Raw genomic sequence first — 15774 nt, forward strand, 5'->3', positions numbered from 1 at the left:
GGTGCTCGACGGCGCGGCAGCAGAGATCCTCGACGCGATCGGGCGTGTGTCGCGCCGACCTGTGATCGTCGTGATCGACGGGCGTTCGGGTGCGGGGAAGACGACACTCGCGGCTCGTCTCCTCGCGTCAGCACCCGTCCCTGCGGCGGTGCTCGGCCTCGACGACGTCTATCCGGGTTGGGATGGACTCGCGGCGGGAGCCGATGCCGCGCTCGCGGTGCTCCGCGCCGTGCGGGATGGGCGCCCGGGGGAGTGGACGACTTGGGACTGGGCACGGGATGCGCCCGGCGCCCGGCGCGCGTTGCCGCACGCGGACCTCGTCATTGCGGAGGGCTCGGGCCTGCTGACGCCCGACGTCGCGGCGATCGCGGACATCCGCGTGTGGCTGGAGGCACCTGCCGCACAACGCCGCGACCGCGCGCTCGGGCGTGACGGCGAGACGTACCGCCCGCACTGGGAGCGATGGGCCGCGCAAGAGGAGACGCATCTCGTCGCGGACGACCCCGTGGGGCTCGCGGACCTCGTCGTCGCGCTGCCGTAGTGGCGGTTCAGCCGAGCGAGGCCACGAGTCGGTCGAGCCGGTAGCCGAGCCACTCGTACACGTCGGTCCGGGCGTCAGCCGGGTTCGGCGGGGTGTCGTCGACGACGCCGAGTCGCTCCGCGATGACGAGCCGTAGCGCGGCGAGGGTCCGGAGCCACGCCTGGACACCCGCGGCATCCAGCTCGACGACGACCGTCTCTGCATCTCGGCCATCGAAGGCCGCGCGCAGCCCATCGCGCACGATGCCGAGCTCGCTGCGTCGTCGGGCGAGGAGATCGCCCTCGGTAAGGCGCCGGAACTCTCGAGCCGCTTCTTCATCGTCACGGTACGCGTCGGGCACGAGGCGACGGACGGCCGGATCGGATGCCGCGTCGCCGACGAGGATGCGCTCGAACTGTTCGAGCAGGTCGAGCAGATGCGTCGCTTCGATCGGGACGAACTCGATCGTCACCGACCGACTCATGCGTCGGCCTCCCGGACGGTGGCCCAGAGCCCGTAGTCGTGCATGGCCTGCGCGTGGAGCTCCATCTGCTCGCGCGCCCCCTCAGCGACGATCGCATGACCGTCGTGGTGGACGGCGAGCATCAGCCGGTTCGCCCGCTCGACGGAGTAGCCGAAGTACTCCCGGAAGACATGGACGACGTAGCTCATCAGGTTGACCGGATCGTTCCAGACGACGGTCTGCCAGGGACGCGACGACGCGGCCGACAGATCGACGACGAGATCTTCATCGGGAAGGACGGTCGACATCACGCCCACCCCAGTTCGTGCAGGCGGGCGTCGTCGATCCCGTAGAAGTGCGCGATCTCGTGGACGAGCGTCGTGTGCACCTCGTCGCGGAGTTCGTCGACGTCGGCGCACGCGTCGAGGTGCGGCTCGCGGTAGACGATGATCCGATCAGGCAGCTCACCGAGGCCGTAGCGGTCGCGCTCAGTGAGCGCGAGACCGTCATAGAGGCCGAGCAGATCGAGGCTGCCGTCCTCAGGACGGTCCTCGACCACGAACACGACGTTGTCGAGCCCCGCCAGCATCTGCTGGGGGAGTCGATCGATCTCTTCCGAGACGAGGTCCTCGAACGAGGTGGCATCCATCTCGATCATGACCACGCCTCACGCGGGGAAGAACTGGGGTGAGTAACGGGACTTGAACCCGCGACCCCCTGGACCACAACCAGGTGCTCTACCAACTGAGCTATACCCACCATGTGCCCGCTTCCGGGCAACCCCCCAAGTGTATTACAACCCGGCAGCGAACGACGACACCGTGGCTGCCGCGGCGTTGCGCGCATCGTCGGAGGTCGGACCGGGCGCCGGCACGAAGACGGTCTCGCGGTAGTAGGCGAGCTCGCGGATACTCTCACGGATGTCGGCGAGCGCGCGGTGGCCGCCGTCCTTCGCCGGCGCGTTGAAGTACGCGCGGGGGTACCAACGTCGAGCGAGTTCCTTGACGCTCGAGACATCGACGTTCCGGTAGTGCAGCCAGCGGTCGACGAGCGGCATGTAGCGCGCAAGGAACATCCGGTCGGTGCCGATCGTGTTGCCGGCCAACGGTGCCTTGCCTTCGGGGACGAAGCGCTGGATGTACTCGAGCACCTGGAACTCGGCGTCGGCGAGGCTCACGCCGTGGGGGATCTCGTCGATGAGGCCGGACGCGACGTGCATCTTGGTCACGAAGTCGTTCATGTTCGCCATCGCCGAGTCGTCCGGCTTGATGACGATCTGGAAGCCGGGGTCGAGCACATTGAGCTCGAAGTCGGTGATCACGACCGCAACCTCGACGAGCTCGTCGACGCTGAGATCGAGTCCCGTCATCTCGCAGTCGATCCAGACGAGTCGATCGTTCTCCGCTGCCATCCTCGGCTCCTCCCCGATGCGGTCCGTGGCGTCGCCGAGGACCGAGAGTCCCTCCAGGAGGATTCGAACCCCCGACCTGGCGGGTAGAAACCGCTCGCTCTGTCCACTGAGCTATGGAGGGAAGGACTTTCTGCCCAGGGTACCGCGGACCGGCGACGCAGCCTCTCAGTGCGCAGTGATCGGCGAGCGTGCGACGGGGCGTGCGCGGCGAGTGGCGAGGTCCATCGCCACATGCACCGCCGGCCCGATGAGCGCCGCGAACAGCACCGTCCCGAGTCCGACGGTCCCGCCAAGGAGCCATCCCGCGAACAGCACCGTGCCCTCGACGAGCAAGCGGCACACCCAGATCGGCCAGCCCAGACGTGCGTGCAGGCCCGTCATCAGCCCGTCGCGCGGGCCCGGTCCGAACCCGGTGCCGATGTACATGGCGGATGCCAGTGCGATGAGCGCGATGCCGAAGAGGTACACCACCACACCCCAGCCGAACCCGTCCACGGTCGGGATGACCGCGAGTGCGGCCTGCATGACGGTGCCGACGAGCAGGATGTTCGCGACCGTGCCGATCCCGGGCCGCTGGCGCAGCGGGACCCACAGGAGGAGGACGGCTGCGCCGACGATGACCACGATCCATCCGATGCCGATCCCGGTTTGCACGGTGAGGCCCTCGGCGAGCACGGTCCAAGGATCCAGGCCGATCCCGGCCTGCACGAGGACCGCACACCCGACGCCGAAGAGCGCGAGACCGAGGACGAGGCGGAGCAATCGGAGGAGCATGGTTCCATCTCAGCGTACGATTGGACTCCCCGAAGCAGTCCAATCCTCGATCGGTGGCCCCATGGACTCCAGAATCAGCGCGCGGTCGCTCACGATCGCGCTCGGCGGATGGCGAACGCGCACGCCGACCTACGAAGCGCTCGCGGACGGCATCCGCCTGCTCTGCCTCGACGATCGCCTCGCGGCGCACACGGCACTGCCCGCCGAGCGCGATCTCGCCGGGACGCTCGGCGTGAGCCGAACGACGGTTGCCGCCGCGTATCGAAGCCTGCGTGCATCCGGACACATCGACAGCGTTCGCGGTTCTGGGAGCGTCACCCTCCCGCAGACGCGACGCGGTGCTGGCCGTGCGTTCGATGCGGGGAGCGGGATCGACCTGCAGCAGGCAAGTCCCGCCGCGTGGCCGGGACTCGCCGGCGTGATCGCCGAGACGGCGGCGGATGCCGCGTCCCTCGTTGCGCGCCCGGGCTATGACATTCTCGGAAGTCCGTCGCTGCGAGCGGCGATCGCGACGCGCTACACCGTGATCGGCATCCCGACCACGCCAGACGAGATCCTCGTCACCAACGGAGGACAGCACGCGATCCACCTCGTCACCGCGGCGCTGCTGCACCGCGGCGACACGGCACTGCTCGAGACACCGACGTATCCGCACGCCGCTGAGGCGTTCCGCAGCGCCGGTGCGAGACTCACCGGCATTCCCGTCAACACGACGACGGGGTGGGACCTGGACCGTGCCGAGCAGGCGTTCCGTCGCGCGGCGCCGTCGATGGCGTATCTCATGCCGTGGTTCCAGAATCCGACCGGACGCGTCATGACGGCAAGCGATGCGGCGACGATCCGAGCAGCGGCGGCACGGGCCGGTACGACACTGGTCGTCGACGAGACCACCGCCGAACTCGCCATCGATGCGCACGCGCCGCTCGCACTCGACTTCGGACCCGCAGCCGTGCGGATCGGCTCGCTCGGCAAGACGGTGTGGGGCGGACTCAGAATCGGCTGGGTGCGGGCCCAACCGACACTCATCCGCCGCCTCGTGGGCGTGCGCCCGCACCGCGACCTCGGTACGCCAGAGTTCGAACAGGCTGTCGCCGCGCGGCTGCTGCCGCGGATGCCGGAGATCCTGCGTCAGCGCGCACGACTGCTGGGCGCAGGACGCGACGCGCTGACCGATGCGCTGGCGCGGCGGCTCCCGGAATGGCACGTCCCGAGGGTGGACGGGGGAGTGTCGCTCTGGGTCGAGCTGGATGCGCCGCTGAGCGGAGCGCTCGTCATGGCGGCGCAGGGGCGCGGTGTGCATCTGTCCGCCGGCGCGAGGTTCGCGCTCCACGGTGGCCACGACTCGCACCTGCGCGTGCCGTTCACCGCGACACCCGGACAGCTGCGCGACGCGGTGGACGTCCTCGCCGACGTCTGGCCCGCGGTCCGTCGGGGTGCACCCGCCGTGTCGACCGACGCCCTCGCGGCGATCGTCTGACGTCACGCGCTGTGATGGAGCGCCTCGACCGCTTCCTCGATGCGGCAGAAGGTGCCGACGGTCACGAACCGGCCGCGCCCGGCGTGGAATCGCCGAGCTTCGAAGGTGCCCCCGGCGCAGGCGGCGAGGTGTCCGACCACTCGACCGTCGGACCTGACGACGCGCCAGAGGTCCGAGGCGACGCTCCGGAGGTCATATCCTCGGAGACGCGCGGGGACAGCCGGTCGTTCGGTGACGAGCATTGCGGCTCCTCTCTGCGCGCGACCTTACGGCGGGCCACCGACACGGCCTGGTGGCGGGAACATCGCAACACTCGTGATCGTTGTCACCGTTGAGCTTCAGAAGGAGAGATGCAATGCAGACATTCGTGCTCGCTGGTGGGTGCTTCTGGTGCCTGGATGCCGCCTATCGCGCCCTCGACGGCGTCGAGTCGGTCGAGTCGGGTTACATCGGCGGCCAGGTCGCCGCGCCGTCGTATGAGCAGGTGTGCACCGGTACGACCGGTCACGCCGAGGCGGTCCGGGTGACGTTCGACCCCGAGGTGATTCCTGCCGACGTCATCCTCGACGCGTACTTCACGATGCATGATCCGCGCCAGCTGAACCGTCAGGGCAACGACATCGGCACCCAGTATCGGTCGGCGATGTTCCCTGCCGACGACGAGCAGCGCGAACTGTTCGCGGCCGCCGAAGCCCGCGCGTCGGAGTGGTGGGACGGTGGGCTCGTGACGACGACGGAGCCGCTGACGGAATTCTTCCCCGCAGAGGACTACCACCAGGACTTCTTCGCGAAGAACCCCGGCCAGGGCTACTGCATGGCCGTCGCAGTCCCGAAGGTGAACAAGGTTCGTGCGCGCTTCGCGGAGTACACCCGCGCCTGAGACTTCTCCACAATCCGCATGCCCCGCGCCGTCTCCACGGAGCGGGGCATCGTCGTTCCTCCGCGCTCGACCCGCGCGCACGATGGTGGTGCTCCGGCGCCCGCCGGGCACGCGGCGCCGGAGCATCCCACCATCGAGAGGAACCCGAACATGAAGGACCAGATCACCATCGTCGGCAACATCGGCAGCGATCCCGAGTTGCGTCGGCTGGCAGACGGCACACCCATCGCGTCGTTCCGTATCGCCAGCCACGAACGCAGGTACGACCAGAAGACCTCGTCGTGGGTTGACGGCACGCCGAGCTGGTACGACGTCTCGGCGTTCCGGTCGCTCGGCGAGCACGTGCTCGCGTCCGTGAAGCGCGGACAGCGCGTGATCGTGACGGGAGCGCTGACCATCCGCCGCTGGGAGAACGGAGAACGCAGCGGCACCGCCGCCGAGATCGAGGCGACCGCCGTCGGTCACGAGCTCCGGTTCGGCACCACGGTGTACACCGCGAGCGCGCCGCGACGTGAGGAGCCGGCACCGCCGCCCGCCGACGCACCCGACCCCGAGCCGGTCGCGGCCGGTGCGTGGGCTGCTCCGGGCGCCGAGACCCCGTTCTGACCGTGCACGTCGCACCTGGGTGTGGGCCGTAGACTCCAGGCGTGCCCGCACCCAGGACCGCCCGCGCCCTCGTGACCATCTCGGTGCTCGGTGCGACCATGGCGCTCGCCCTCGCGGCGTGCGCCCCGGAGCCGAGCCCCACGCCGCGACCGTCCGCGACCGCCACCGCTGAGTCGGTCTCACCGAGCCCGACACCGACGTTGGAGCCGGGATCTGCCGAGGCACTTCGCTCAACCTTCACCGATGTCGTCGAAGCCGTGTGGTCGGACGGGCGCTCGGTCGCCGGTCGCGACTACATCGACGCGCTCGTCGCCGCAGGCTTCGAGAGGGATGCCATGCAGGTGACGCAGGATCGGACGTCCGTGGATGATCCCGCGGACAGCATCCAGTTCTCGGTGCACATCGGCGAGGACTGCCTCGTCGGTCAAGTCGGGCCGTCCGTCCGCGGACCGATCGTCGCATTGCTGCCCGAGACACCCGGAGAGACCTGCCTCATCGGGCAGACCCGTCCGATCGACTGGTGATCCGCGCGGCGGCGCCCGCGTAGACTTGGCTCGTTATGGCTGAGTACATCTACTCCATGGTCCGTGCCCGCAAGGCGGTCGGCGAAAAGCTCATTCTGGACGACGTCACGATGGCGTTCCTCCCCGGTGCGAAGATCGGCATGGTCGGCCCCAACGGCGCCGGTAAGTCGACGATCCTCAAGATCATGGCGGGACTCGACGCCCCGTCGAACGGTGAGGCGAAGCTGTCGCCAGGGTTCACCGTCGGCATCCTCATGCAGGAGCCCGAACTCGACGAGACGAAGACCGTCCTCGAGAACATCCAGGACGGCGTGGCGATCAAGCCCAAGCTCGACCGCTTCAACGAGATCTCGGCGCTCATGGCCGACCCGGACGCGGACTTCGACGCGCTGCTCGCCGAGATGGGCACGCTGCAGGAGGAAATCGACGCCGCCGACGGCTGGGACCTCGACTCGCAACTCGCGCAGGCCATGGACGCCCTCCGCACGCCGCCCGCCGACGCCTCGGTGGTCCCGCTCTCGGGTGGTGAACGCCGCCGCGTCGCCCTCGCCAAGCTGCTGCTCCAGAAGCCCGACCTGCTGCTCCTCGACGAGCCCACCAACCACCTCGACGCCGAGAGTGTGCTGTGGCTCGAGCAGCACCTGCAGGCCTACAAGGGTGCCGTCATCGCGATCACCCACGACCGGTACTTCCTCGACAACGTCGCGGAGTGGATCGCGGAGGTCGACCGCGGTCGTCTCTACCCCTACGAGGGCAACTACTCGACCTACCTCGAGAAGAAGGCGGAGCGTCTCGACGTCCAGGGCAAGAAGGACGCCAAACTCCAAAAGCGCCTCAAGGAGGAGCTGGACTGGGTGCGCTCGAGCGCGAAGGGCCGTCAGACCAAGTCGAAGGCGCGTCTCGCCCGCTACGAGGAGATGGCCGCCGAGGCCGAGCGCACGCGGAAGCTCGACTTCGAGGAGATCACGATCCCGGCAGGTCCCCGTCTGGGTTCGGTTGTCATCGAGGCCAAGAACCTGCAGAAGCGCTTCGGCGACCGCTCGCTCATCGACGGCCTCGGTTTCAGTCTGCCGCCGAACGGCATCGTCGGCGTCATCGGCCCGAACGGTGTCGGCAAGACCACGCTGTTCAAGACGATCGTCGGCCTCGAGCCGCTGGACGGCGGGACGCTCAAGGTCGGCGAGACGGTGAAGATCAGCTACGTCGACCAGTCGCGCGCCAGCATCGACCCGAACAAGACCCTCTGGGAGGTCGTCTCGGACGGGCTCGACATCATCACGGTCGGAAAGACCGAGATCCCGTCGCGCGCGTACGTGTCGAAGTTCGGCTTCAAGGGTCCCGACCAGCAGAAGAAGGCCGGCGTCCTCTCCGGTGGTGAGCGGAACCGACTGAACCTCGCGCTGACGCTCAAAGAGGGTGGCAACCTGCTGCTCCTCGACGAGCCCACGAACGACCTGGACGTCGAGACGCTCTCGTCGCTTGAGAACGCGCTCCTCGAGTTCCCCGGCTGCGCCGTGGTGATCACCCACGACCGGTGGTTCCTCGACCGCATCGCGACGCACATCCTCGCCTACGAGGGCACGGCAGAGCACCCCGACAAGTGGTACTGGTTCGAGGGCAACTTCGAGGCGTACGAGGCGAACAAGATCGAGCGCCTCGGCGCCGACGCCGGCAACCCCGCGAAGTCCACCTACCGCAAGCTCACCCGTGACTGAGAGCCGCATCCGGGTCCCCATCCACCTCCGGTGGGGGGACCTCGACGCGTACAACCACGTCAACAACGCCTCGATGCTCAAGCTCCTCGAGGAGGCGCGCGTGCGCGCCTTCTGGGTCCCGGGTGCAGGGGAGCGGGCGGTACCGACCGCCGTCATCGACGCGAGTCACGGCGCGGCGCAGCTCACGCTCATCGCCCGCCAAGAGATCGAATACCTCGCCCCGGTGCCGTACCAGCGGGAGCCGATCGACGTACAGATGTGGTTCGGCAAGATCGGCGGCTCGAGCGCCGAGGTGCATTACGAGGTGTTCAGTCCGGTCGGCGACGCACCGCAGACGCTGTACGCGCGCGCGTCGACCGTGATCGTCCAGGTGGATGCCGCGTCGGGCAAGCCCACGCGTCTGTCGCCCGACACGCGTGCCGCATGGGAGCCGTTCGTCGGCGATCCGCTCCCGCCGCTCGGTCGTCGCTGAGCGTCAGGTGACGCGCGGCGTGCAGTCGTGGCTCAGCCGGCCGCGGGGACGCGGATCATGATCTCCTGCGCGACGGAGGCGAGCAGCTCCCCGTCACGCGCGAAGATCTTGCCGGTCGCGAGGCCGCGGCCGCCACGGGCGCTCGGAGACTCCTGCACGTAGAGCACCCACTCGTCGGCGCGACCGGGGCGGTGCCACCACATCGCGTGGTCGAGACTCGCGACCTTGAGGCCGGACGTACCCCAGGCGAGTCCGTGCGCCCGCAGCACGGACTCCTGGATGGTGAGGTCGCTCATGTAGGCGAGCGCGGCGCGGTGCACGCGAGGGTCGTCGGGGAGCGCACCACGCGTGCGCATCCACACGGCCTGACGTGCGACCTGCGTGGCATCCGCGACGGCGTAGATCGGCGCCTCGACATGTCGGACCTCGATGGGACTGCCGGTGAAGTGGCGCCGGTTCCCGGGGTCGACACCGGCCATCTCGGCGTCGGCCGACAGCTCCTCCGGTGCGGGGATCCCGGCTGGCATGACATCTGCATGATCCAGGCTCTCGGCGTGCGTCTCGAACGATGCGATCATCGAGAAGATCGGGACGCCGTCCTGGAACGCCTGCGTGCGCCGGGTCGAGAACGACCTGCCGTCGTGGATGCGATCGACCGAGAAGGTCAGTCCGCGGGTCGAGTCGCCCGGGCGGAGGAAGTAGCCGTGCATCGAATGCGCCGCGCGTCCTGCCTCGACGGTCCGCTCGGCGGCGACGATCGCCTGCGCCAGCACCTGCCCGCCGAAGACGCGACCGAGCGGCATAGGCTGCGAGACACCGGTGAAGATGTCCTCGGTGGTCCGGGCATCACTCGAGTGGAGATCCAGCACGCCGAGCAGCCCGTCGATCTCCGCTGCGTCTGCGTCCGTCACATGCTGCTCCGCTCTGCTCCCACGGAGCGGCCCGGCACACGCTCCCTTGCTAGTTTAGGTCGGATGGCTCCCTCGCTCGTGTTCCCCGATCCGCGGGCTGCGGCAGATCTCCTCACGTTCGCGCGCAGAGCCGCGCGGCTCGCCGACCCGGCAGTGCGGCTGCGCGCGGCATCCGGAACCATGGCCGTGTCCGCGGCGCCGCTGTCGCCCCGTGGCTTCGGTGACGACACCCCGACGGTGCTGGCGATGCGGTTCTTGGCGTGCGACCCCGAACTCGTCTGCGACCTCGTCGTCGACGCCGGCGACTTGTCCGCCGGCTCGGAGGCCGGCACGATCGGTCTCCCCGACAGCGGCGTCTCCGCCGCGTGGGCGGGGATCTCGCCACCCCGGTCGGGGTGGGATGCCGCGGGCACGCTGAGCTCCGCAGCGCTGTCGGACGCGACCCGACGGGGTGTCGCCGATGTGGCCGCTGCGCTCCCCGGAAGTCCGGGGGAGGATCTCGTCCGCACGGTGCGCGGAGCGATCTGGGGTCGCGCGGATGCCACGCTGAACGGGGTCGTCGCGGGTGCCGCGTTCGCCGCCGACGCGCTCGGGTTCCTCGCGGACGAGGAACCCGTGTCGGTGTTCCGCACCGGGACGTGGACCCGCCTCACGCTCGCGCGCGGTCACGTGCTCGTCCGCACCGGGAACCCGACGGGTCTGACTGCGGTGCGCTCGACGGGTCGCAGCTGACCGCGGCAGTCCCGGGTCTTCAGCGCTTCGGCGGCTCCGGCGTCGGCTCGAAGGTGTTCACCATCGCGTGCGCGGCGCGCTGCAGGTAATCCCAAAGCGTCGCCTCGTGCAGCGGTGAGAGTTCGAGCTCGTCCACGGCGGTGCGCATGTGCTGGAGCCACCGGTCGCGCGCGTCCGGATTGACGTGGAACGGCATGTGCCGCATCCGCAGCCGGGGGTGCCCACGGGTCTCGCTGTACGTCGTCGGGCCGCCCCAGTACTGCTCGAGGAAGAGCAACAGACGCTCCTCGGCGGGGCCGAGGTCCTCTTCCGGGTACATGGGCTTCAGCACGACGTCGCCCGCGATGCCGCGGTAGAAGGTGTGGACGAGGCGTTCGAAGACCGGGCGTCCGCCGACCTCGTCATAGAACGACAGCGGCTCGCTCATGTCGAAGGTCCTTCAGGGTCGGTCGGCGAGTCGGATGCCTTCTTCTTCGGTCGCCACCTCGCGCGCTCGATCGGCGCCGATGCGACCGGCTGCGGCTGCGTCTGGGGTGGGTTCGCGCCACGGATGCTCTGGGCAGCGTCCGGCCCTTCCAGGACGACCGAATCGAGCTGCGGGATCTCGACCCCGAGCTCGTCGAGTGCGCCCTTGATCCGGGCACGGAGTGCTCGCGCGACGTCGTCCTTCGCGTTTGGTCGTGTCCTCACCACGAGTCGGGTGACGAGGGCGTCGCCGGTGATGCTCTCGAGCCCCCAGATCTCGGGCCGGTCGATGATGCGCGTGCGCCACTTCGGCTCGCGGACCAGCGCCTTCGCCGCGGTCAGCACAGCCTCTTCGACAGCGTGGAGATCCGATCCCGGCGGCACACCGAGGTCGATGATGACGCGGGCCCAGCCCTGCGACATGTTGCCGATGCGGGTGATCTCGCCGTTTCTGACGTACCAGAGCGTGCCGTTCACGTCGCGGACGTGCGTCACACGGACGCTGACGTATTCGACGATGCCCGTGGCGAGTCCGAGGTCGACGACGTCACCGATCCCGATCTGGTCCTCGGCGACGACGAAGAAGCCGTTCAGCACGTCCTTGACGATGTTCTGGGCACCGAAGCCGAGGCCCGCGCCGAGCGCCGCCGACAGCAGCGTGAACGAGGCGAGCACATCGGGATTGATGATGAACACGATCAGCAGCACCGCGACGATGATTATCGCGACGTTGACGATGTTCGTGAGGATCGCGCCCAGCGTCCTCGTTCGCTGGACCAGACGGACCTGGGCGAGCGGCGACATGTCGATCGCGCGCGTGTCTTCAGCGGCCGCGCGGGACTTGGCACCGCGGACGATCCGATCCACGATGCGACCGATGAGTCGACGCATAACGAATGTCAGCAGCCATCCGACCGCGACGGTGATGGCGATCCAGAGGAGATCCCAACCGGCCTCCACGAGAAATCGGAGCAGGCCGGTGTTGATCGACTCCCAATCGATGACCGGGGCTGTGGATGCGTTCATCGGCCCGATCTTATCGACGGCTCCCTCTGCGTGGGCTGGGCGCTCCGACACGTCACCTCGTCAGGCGAAGCCGGGCTCGGCAAGACCGTGGGCGATCAGGACCGCGTGCACCCGGTCACGTGCCGGGAGCTTCGCGAGGATGCGTCCCACGTGCGTCTTCACCGTCGACTCGCCGAGGAAGAGCGCGGCCGCGATCTCGACGTTCGTCAGTCCTTGTGCCATTGCTTCGAGGACGTCGCGCTCCCGCCCGGTGAGGCCGGAGAGATCGACAGATGCCGGTGCCCCGACGCCGTCGGCGGTGACGAGTTCGATCATCCGCCGCGTGATCCGCGGTGCGAGTGTCGCGTCGCCGGCTGCCACTGCGCGGACTGCCGCGACCAGCTCCTCCCGGCGCGCGTCCTTGAGCAGGAAGCCGCCGGCGCCGGCACGAAGTGCACCGAACGCGTACTCGTCGAGGTCGAAGGTGGTGAGCACGAGGACCCGGACGTCCGGATGCTCGGCGCGGATGCGACCGGTCGCCTGAATGCCGTCCATCCCCGGCATCCGCACGTCCATCAGGACGACATCGGGGCGGAGCGTCGCCGTCGCGCTGAGTGCGGCGGCGCCGTCGCCGGCTTCGCCGACCACCTCGATGTCGGGTTCGGCGTCGAGCACCAGTCGGAAGCCCACCCGGATGAGCTCCTGATCGTCGACGAGGAGCACCCTGATCGAGTTGTCTGTCATGCGTCGTCCTCCCGGGTTGCGATCGGCAGCTCGGCGCGCAGTATCCAGCCGTCGGCGGTCGGTCCTGCTTCGAGTGTCCCGCAGACGTGGTCGACGCGCTCTTGGAGACCGCGGATCCCGTAGCCGCCGGCGCGGCGGGGCCCGCGGACGCCGTCGTTGCGGACCTGCACCACGACGCCCGCGTCGGTCATGTCGACGGCGACGTCGATGCGCGTGGCATCCGGCGCGTGCCGCATCGCGTTGGTAAGTCCTTCCTGCACGATGCGCCCCACGGCGAGGAGGACCGGCATCGGTGCGTCGATCCGGCCGGATGTGCGGACGGTCACGGGGAAACCGGCACCGCGGGCTGCTGCCACGGCCGTGGCTACGGCGTCGGCGTCGACCGGGGCGAGGGGCGTGTGCGCGCTGTCAGCGTCGCGGAGGACGCCGAGCATCGCGCGCATCTCGGTGAGCGCGCTACGGGCGGTCGCCGCCACCTGGTCGGTCGCCGCCCTCGCCCGGTCGCGGTCGGGGGTGGCGCTCGCGCCCTCGGCCAACGCCACCACCACCGTGAGCGAGTGCGACACGATGTCGTGGAGCTCCCGGGCGATGCGCGCACGTTCCTCGACTGCTGCGATCCGCGCTTGCTGGTCGCGCTCCACGAGCAACTGGCGCGAACGGGCGATCACGGCGTCGATGTAGCGACGCCGGTTACCGACGTTCGCTCCGATCAGGCCGCCGATCACACCGGTCACGGCTTCGGCGACCACGGCGTTCCACGCGAGTTGCGTCGGAACGGCGCCCACGAGCATGAGCGTGGTCGCGAGCGCCGCGAGTGCCGCCAGCCCGACGACGAGGCCGATGATGGCGGCCCGGGTACTCCGGTAGACGGCGACCGCGTACGTCGCGAACAGGAGCAACGGGCCGCCGAGCGGCACCGGAGCGATCAGGTACGCGTGCGCGACGACCAGCGCCGCGACGAACGGCACGAGCGGCCAGCGGCGACGCACGACGAGCGAGACGCAGGCCAGCGCGAGCAGCACGATGACGACCCACGTACCCGCGGGCCCGAAGATGGCCCCGTCGTCGGCCCGCGACAGTGCCCCCGCCGGGACGAAGGACAGCAGCAGGCAGACGCCGGCGATGACGATGTCGGCGACGAGCGGATGCCGCGCCCAGAACCGACGGAACACCCCAGGGGGACGCGGCAGCCGCAGCTCGTCGTCCGTGCGGAGCGACGAGCTGCGGCTGTCGGAGGTCACGCGTCGAGCCTAGGCGTCGCGTCCGCGGAGGACGATCCAGCCGAGCGCGAGCGCGCCGGCCGGCCAGGCGAGCACGGTGGCGAGTGCCGGACCGAACCCGTCCGCGTCGGGGGTGGTGATCGTCGCGGCGGCGTTGAGCGGCAGGTACTGGTTCAGGTCGTACGCCCACTGCCACGCCTCGCCGCCGATGGCGAAGAGGCTGATCACGATCGGGAGCACGAACAAGATGCCGACCGTCGTCGCGATCGCACCCGCACCGTTCCGGATGATGAAGCCCCACCCGAGACCCAGGAGTGCGAAGCTCGCCATGGCGGCGAGACTCAGCAGGAGCGGAGCGAGCAGCTGGTCGAACTCGCCCCACGCGAAGGCGTCTGCGCCGGCGATCGGCGTCACGACGAGCACCGAGAGCGCCGTCGTGACGACCGTCAACGCCGCGACGACCGTCGCGATCACGATCGCCTTCGCGAGAAGCACCGCGCCGCGGCGAGGTTCCGCGGTGAGCGTGGATCGGATCATGCCGGTCGAGTACTCACCGGTGATCGCGATCGCGCCGAGAATGCCGGCGACGAGCGAGGTGAACTGCATCGGCGCAAGGATCGCCATCACGGGGTTGTAGTCGCCGACGAACTCCCGCGACGCGAACGCTATGAGGGTCGCGATGCCGACGGCAAGGGCTGCGGTGACCGCGAGCGACCACCAGGTCGACCGGACGGTGAACAGCTTCAGGTACTCGCTCCGCACGACGCGTGCGAACGAGAGGCGTGCATGCGGCACGGTGTGGCCGCGCTGGGCGGCGGGGGCGGGGGCGAGCGCGGTCATCAGGCGATTCCCTTCGTCTGGTACTCAACGGCGCCTTCGGTGAGGGCCAGGTACGCGTCTTCGAGCGATCCGGTGCGCTGCCACAGTTCGTGGAGCGGGATGCCGTGGGCGGCAGCGGTGTCGCCGATGAGCGACGCGGCGACGCCGGTGATCTGGAGGAGACCAGGCTCGGCCGAGGTCACCGAGACGTCGGCATCGGCGACGAGCTGCGCGAGCTCGGCGGCGCGGGGGCTGCGGACGGTCACGGTGGTCGTGGTCCAGGCGTGGACGAGTTCGTCGAGGCTGGCATCCGCCAGCACCGAACCGCGACCGAGCACGATCACCCGGTCGGCGGTGAGCGCCATCTCACTCATGAGGTGGCTCGACAGGAGGACGGTCCGCCCCTCGGCGGCCTGGGCGCGCACGAACTGGCGCACCCAGCGGACGCCTTCGGGGTCGAGCCCGTTGACCGGCTCGTCGAGGATGAGCGTCCGCGGGTCGCCGAGGAGTGCTGCGGCGATGCCGAGCCGCTGTCCCATGCCCAGCGAGAACTTGCCGGCACGCTTGCGCGCGACGGACTGCAGCCCGGTGATCTCGATCACCTCGTCGACCCGGCTGCGGGGAATGCCGTGCGTCGCCGCCATCGCCCGCAGATGGTTGCGCGCGCTGCGACCGGTGTGGACTGCCTTCGCGTCGAGCAGAATGCCGACCTCGGTGAGGGGCGAGCGCAACGACCGATAGTCCTTGCCGTCGATGGTCACGCGGCCCGAGGTCGGGCGGTCCAGCCCGACGATCATCCGCATCGTGGTCGATTTGCCGGCGCCGTTCGGACCGAGGAACCCGGTCACCTTGCCCGGCTGGACGGCGAAGTCGATCCCGTCGACGGCCGTCTTGTCTCCGTACCGCTTGGTGAGTGCTTCAGCAACGATCATGCCTCCACGCTACGAACCCGCGGCGGGGTGCCGCGTCCGTCTCGGGGAGGATTCCGGTCCGGAAACGCCGCGGGGCGTCCACCCGCAGGTGGACGCCCCGAAGA

20 protein-coding genes and 2 tRNA genes are annotated in these 15774 nt (G+C 69.4%); 8 read left to right on the forward strand and 14 right to left on the reverse strand.

Annotation, left to right across the window (positions count from 1 at the left end; all coding sequences use genetic code 11):
• Position 1: 1 nt before the first annotated feature.
• Positions 2 to 541, forward strand: a complete 540-nt coding sequence (locus tag QNI14_RS04315; RefSeq protein ID WP_283715099.1) for a nucleoside/nucleotide kinase family protein — start codon at positions 2 to 4, stop codon at positions 539 to 541.
• 7 nt (positions 542 to 548) lie between these two features.
• Here QNI14_RS04315 and QNI14_RS04320 read toward each other — a convergent pair whose 3' ends face one another.
• The 7 genes from QNI14_RS04320 to yczE form a co-directional block, all read right to left on the reverse strand.
• On the reverse strand, positions 549 to 992 hold the full coding sequence (locus QNI14_RS04320; RefSeq protein ID WP_283715100.1) for a DUF2017 family protein: 444 nt from the start codon (positions 990 to 992) through the stop codon (positions 549 to 551).
• An 8-nt stretch (positions 993 to 1000) separates the two neighbouring features.
• Positions 1001 to 1291: an ATP-dependent Clp protease adapter ClpS gene (gene clpS / locus QNI14_RS04325; protein WP_283715101.1), complete on the reverse strand. Its 291-nt coding sequence runs from the start codon at positions 1289 to 1291 to the stop codon at positions 1001 to 1003.
• Positions 1291 to 1641: a metallopeptidase family protein gene (locus QNI14_RS04330; RefSeq protein ID WP_283715103.1), complete on the reverse strand. Its 351-nt coding sequence runs from the start codon at positions 1639 to 1641 to the stop codon at positions 1291 to 1293. Before QNI14_RS04330 ends, clpS begins: the two co-directional genes overlap by 1 nt.
• Before the next feature lie 25 nt (positions 1642 to 1666).
• Positions 1667 to 1742: transfer RNA gene (locus tag QNI14_RS04335), tRNA-His, on the reverse strand.
• 34 nt (positions 1743 to 1776) lie between these two features.
• On the reverse strand, positions 1777 to 2394 hold the full coding sequence (gene orn, locus QNI14_RS04340; RefSeq protein WP_283715105.1) for an oligoribonuclease: 618 nt from the start codon (positions 2392 to 2394) through the stop codon (positions 1777 to 1779).
• Positions 2395 to 2442: 48 nt separating this feature from the next.
• Positions 2443 to 2515, reverse strand: a tRNA-Arg gene (locus tag QNI14_RS04345).
• A 44-nt stretch (positions 2516 to 2559) separates the two neighbouring features.
• Positions 2560 to 3168 (reverse strand): membrane protein YczE, encoded by a 609-nt coding sequence (yczE, locus tag QNI14_RS04350; protein ID WP_283715106.1) that lies wholly within the window; start codon positions 3166 to 3168, stop codon positions 2560 to 2562.
• A gap of 61 nt (positions 3169 to 3229) precedes the next feature.
• On the opposite strand from yczE, the gene yczR reads away from it, so the two are divergent.
• The 6 genes from yczR to QNI14_RS04380 all read left to right on the forward strand — a co-directional run bounded on the left by yczR (position 3230) and on the right by QNI14_RS04380 (position 8842).
• Positions 3230 to 4645 (forward strand): MocR-like transcription factor YczR, encoded by a 1416-nt coding sequence (yczR, locus tag QNI14_RS04355; RefSeq protein WP_283715107.1) that lies wholly within the window; start codon positions 3230 to 3232, stop codon positions 4643 to 4645.
• A 355-nt stretch (positions 4646 to 5000) separates the two neighbouring features.
• On the forward strand, positions 5001 to 5525 hold the full coding sequence (msrA, locus tag QNI14_RS04360; RefSeq protein WP_283715108.1) for a peptide-methionine (S)-S-oxide reductase MsrA: 525 nt from the start codon (positions 5001 to 5003) through the stop codon (positions 5523 to 5525).
• Between the two features lie 150 nt (positions 5526 to 5675).
• Positions 5676 to 6131: a single-stranded DNA-binding protein gene (gene ssb, locus QNI14_RS04365; protein WP_283715110.1), complete on the forward strand. Its 456-nt coding sequence runs from the start codon at positions 5676 to 5678 to the stop codon at positions 6129 to 6131.
• Positions 6132 to 6172: 41 nt separating this feature from the next.
• Positions 6173 to 6655, forward strand: coding sequence for a DUF6993 domain-containing protein (locus QNI14_RS04370; RefSeq protein ID WP_283715111.1), 483 nt, complete (start codon positions 6173 to 6175; stop codon positions 6653 to 6655).
• Positions 6656 to 6690: 35 nt separating this feature from the next.
• Complete coding sequence (gene ettA / locus QNI14_RS04375) at positions 6691 to 8370, forward strand: energy-dependent translational throttle protein EttA (RefSeq protein ID WP_283715112.1); 1680 nt, start codon at positions 6691 to 6693, stop codon at positions 8368 to 8370.
• Positions 8363 to 8842, forward strand: a complete 480-nt coding sequence (locus tag QNI14_RS04380; RefSeq protein ID WP_283715113.1) for an acyl-CoA thioesterase — start codon at positions 8363 to 8365, stop codon at positions 8840 to 8842. Before ettA ends, QNI14_RS04380 begins: the two co-directional genes overlap by 8 nt.
• 32 nt (positions 8843 to 8874) lie before the next feature.
• Here QNI14_RS04380 and QNI14_RS04385 read toward each other — a convergent pair whose 3' ends face one another.
• Positions 8875 to 9753, reverse strand: coding sequence for an acyl-CoA thioesterase (locus QNI14_RS04385; RefSeq protein ID WP_283715114.1), 879 nt, complete (start codon positions 9751 to 9753; stop codon positions 8875 to 8877).
• A gap of 63 nt (positions 9754 to 9816) precedes the next feature.
• Here QNI14_RS04385 and QNI14_RS04390 point away from each other — a divergent pair, with 63 nt between their 5' ends.
• Positions 9817 to 10485: a DUF8185 domain-containing protein gene (locus QNI14_RS04390; protein WP_283715115.1), complete on the forward strand. Its 669-nt coding sequence runs from the start codon at positions 9817 to 9819 to the stop codon at positions 10483 to 10485.
• Between the two features lie 19 nt (positions 10486 to 10504).
• Here the strand turns inward: QNI14_RS04390 and QNI14_RS04395 are convergent, their stop codons facing one another.
• The 6 genes from QNI14_RS04395 to QNI14_RS04420 are packed head-to-tail and all read right to left on the reverse strand — an operon-like array spanning position 10505 to position 15670.
• Positions 10505 to 10912, reverse strand: a complete 408-nt coding sequence (locus QNI14_RS04395; RefSeq protein WP_283715116.1) for a globin — start codon at positions 10910 to 10912, stop codon at positions 10505 to 10507.
• Positions 10909 to 11976: a mechanosensitive ion channel family protein gene (locus QNI14_RS04400; protein ID WP_283715117.1), complete on the reverse strand. Its 1068-nt coding sequence runs from the start codon at positions 11974 to 11976 to the stop codon at positions 10909 to 10911. Before QNI14_RS04400 ends, QNI14_RS04395 begins: the two co-directional genes overlap by 4 nt.
• A 60-nt stretch (positions 11977 to 12036) precedes the next feature.
• The gene (locus tag QNI14_RS04405) at positions 12037 to 12699 is read right to left on the reverse strand and encodes a response regulator (protein WP_283715118.1); all 663 of its coding nucleotides are present in this window, start codon (positions 12697 to 12699) and stop codon (positions 12037 to 12039) included.
• Positions 12696 to 13940, reverse strand: a complete 1245-nt coding sequence (locus QNI14_RS04410) for a histidine kinase (protein ID WP_283715119.1) — start codon at positions 13938 to 13940, stop codon at positions 12696 to 12698. Before QNI14_RS04410 ends, QNI14_RS04405 begins: the two co-directional genes overlap by 4 nt.
• A 9-nt stretch (positions 13941 to 13949) precedes the next feature.
• Positions 13950 to 14759: an ABC transporter permease subunit gene (locus QNI14_RS04415; RefSeq protein ID WP_283715120.1), complete on the reverse strand. Its 810-nt coding sequence runs from the start codon at positions 14757 to 14759 to the stop codon at positions 13950 to 13952.
• Positions 14759 to 15670, reverse strand: coding sequence for an ABC transporter ATP-binding protein (locus QNI14_RS04420; RefSeq protein ID WP_283715121.1), 912 nt, complete (start codon positions 15668 to 15670; stop codon positions 14759 to 14761). The genes QNI14_RS04415 and QNI14_RS04420 overlap by 1 nt, the downstream gene beginning before the upstream one ends.
• Positions 15671 to 15774: the final 104 nt, after the last annotated feature.

Source organism: Microbacterium dauci (assembly GCF_030065535.1).
Taxonomy (GTDB): domain Bacteria; phylum Actinomycetota; class Actinomycetes; order Actinomycetales; family Microbacteriaceae; genus Microbacterium; species Microbacterium dauci.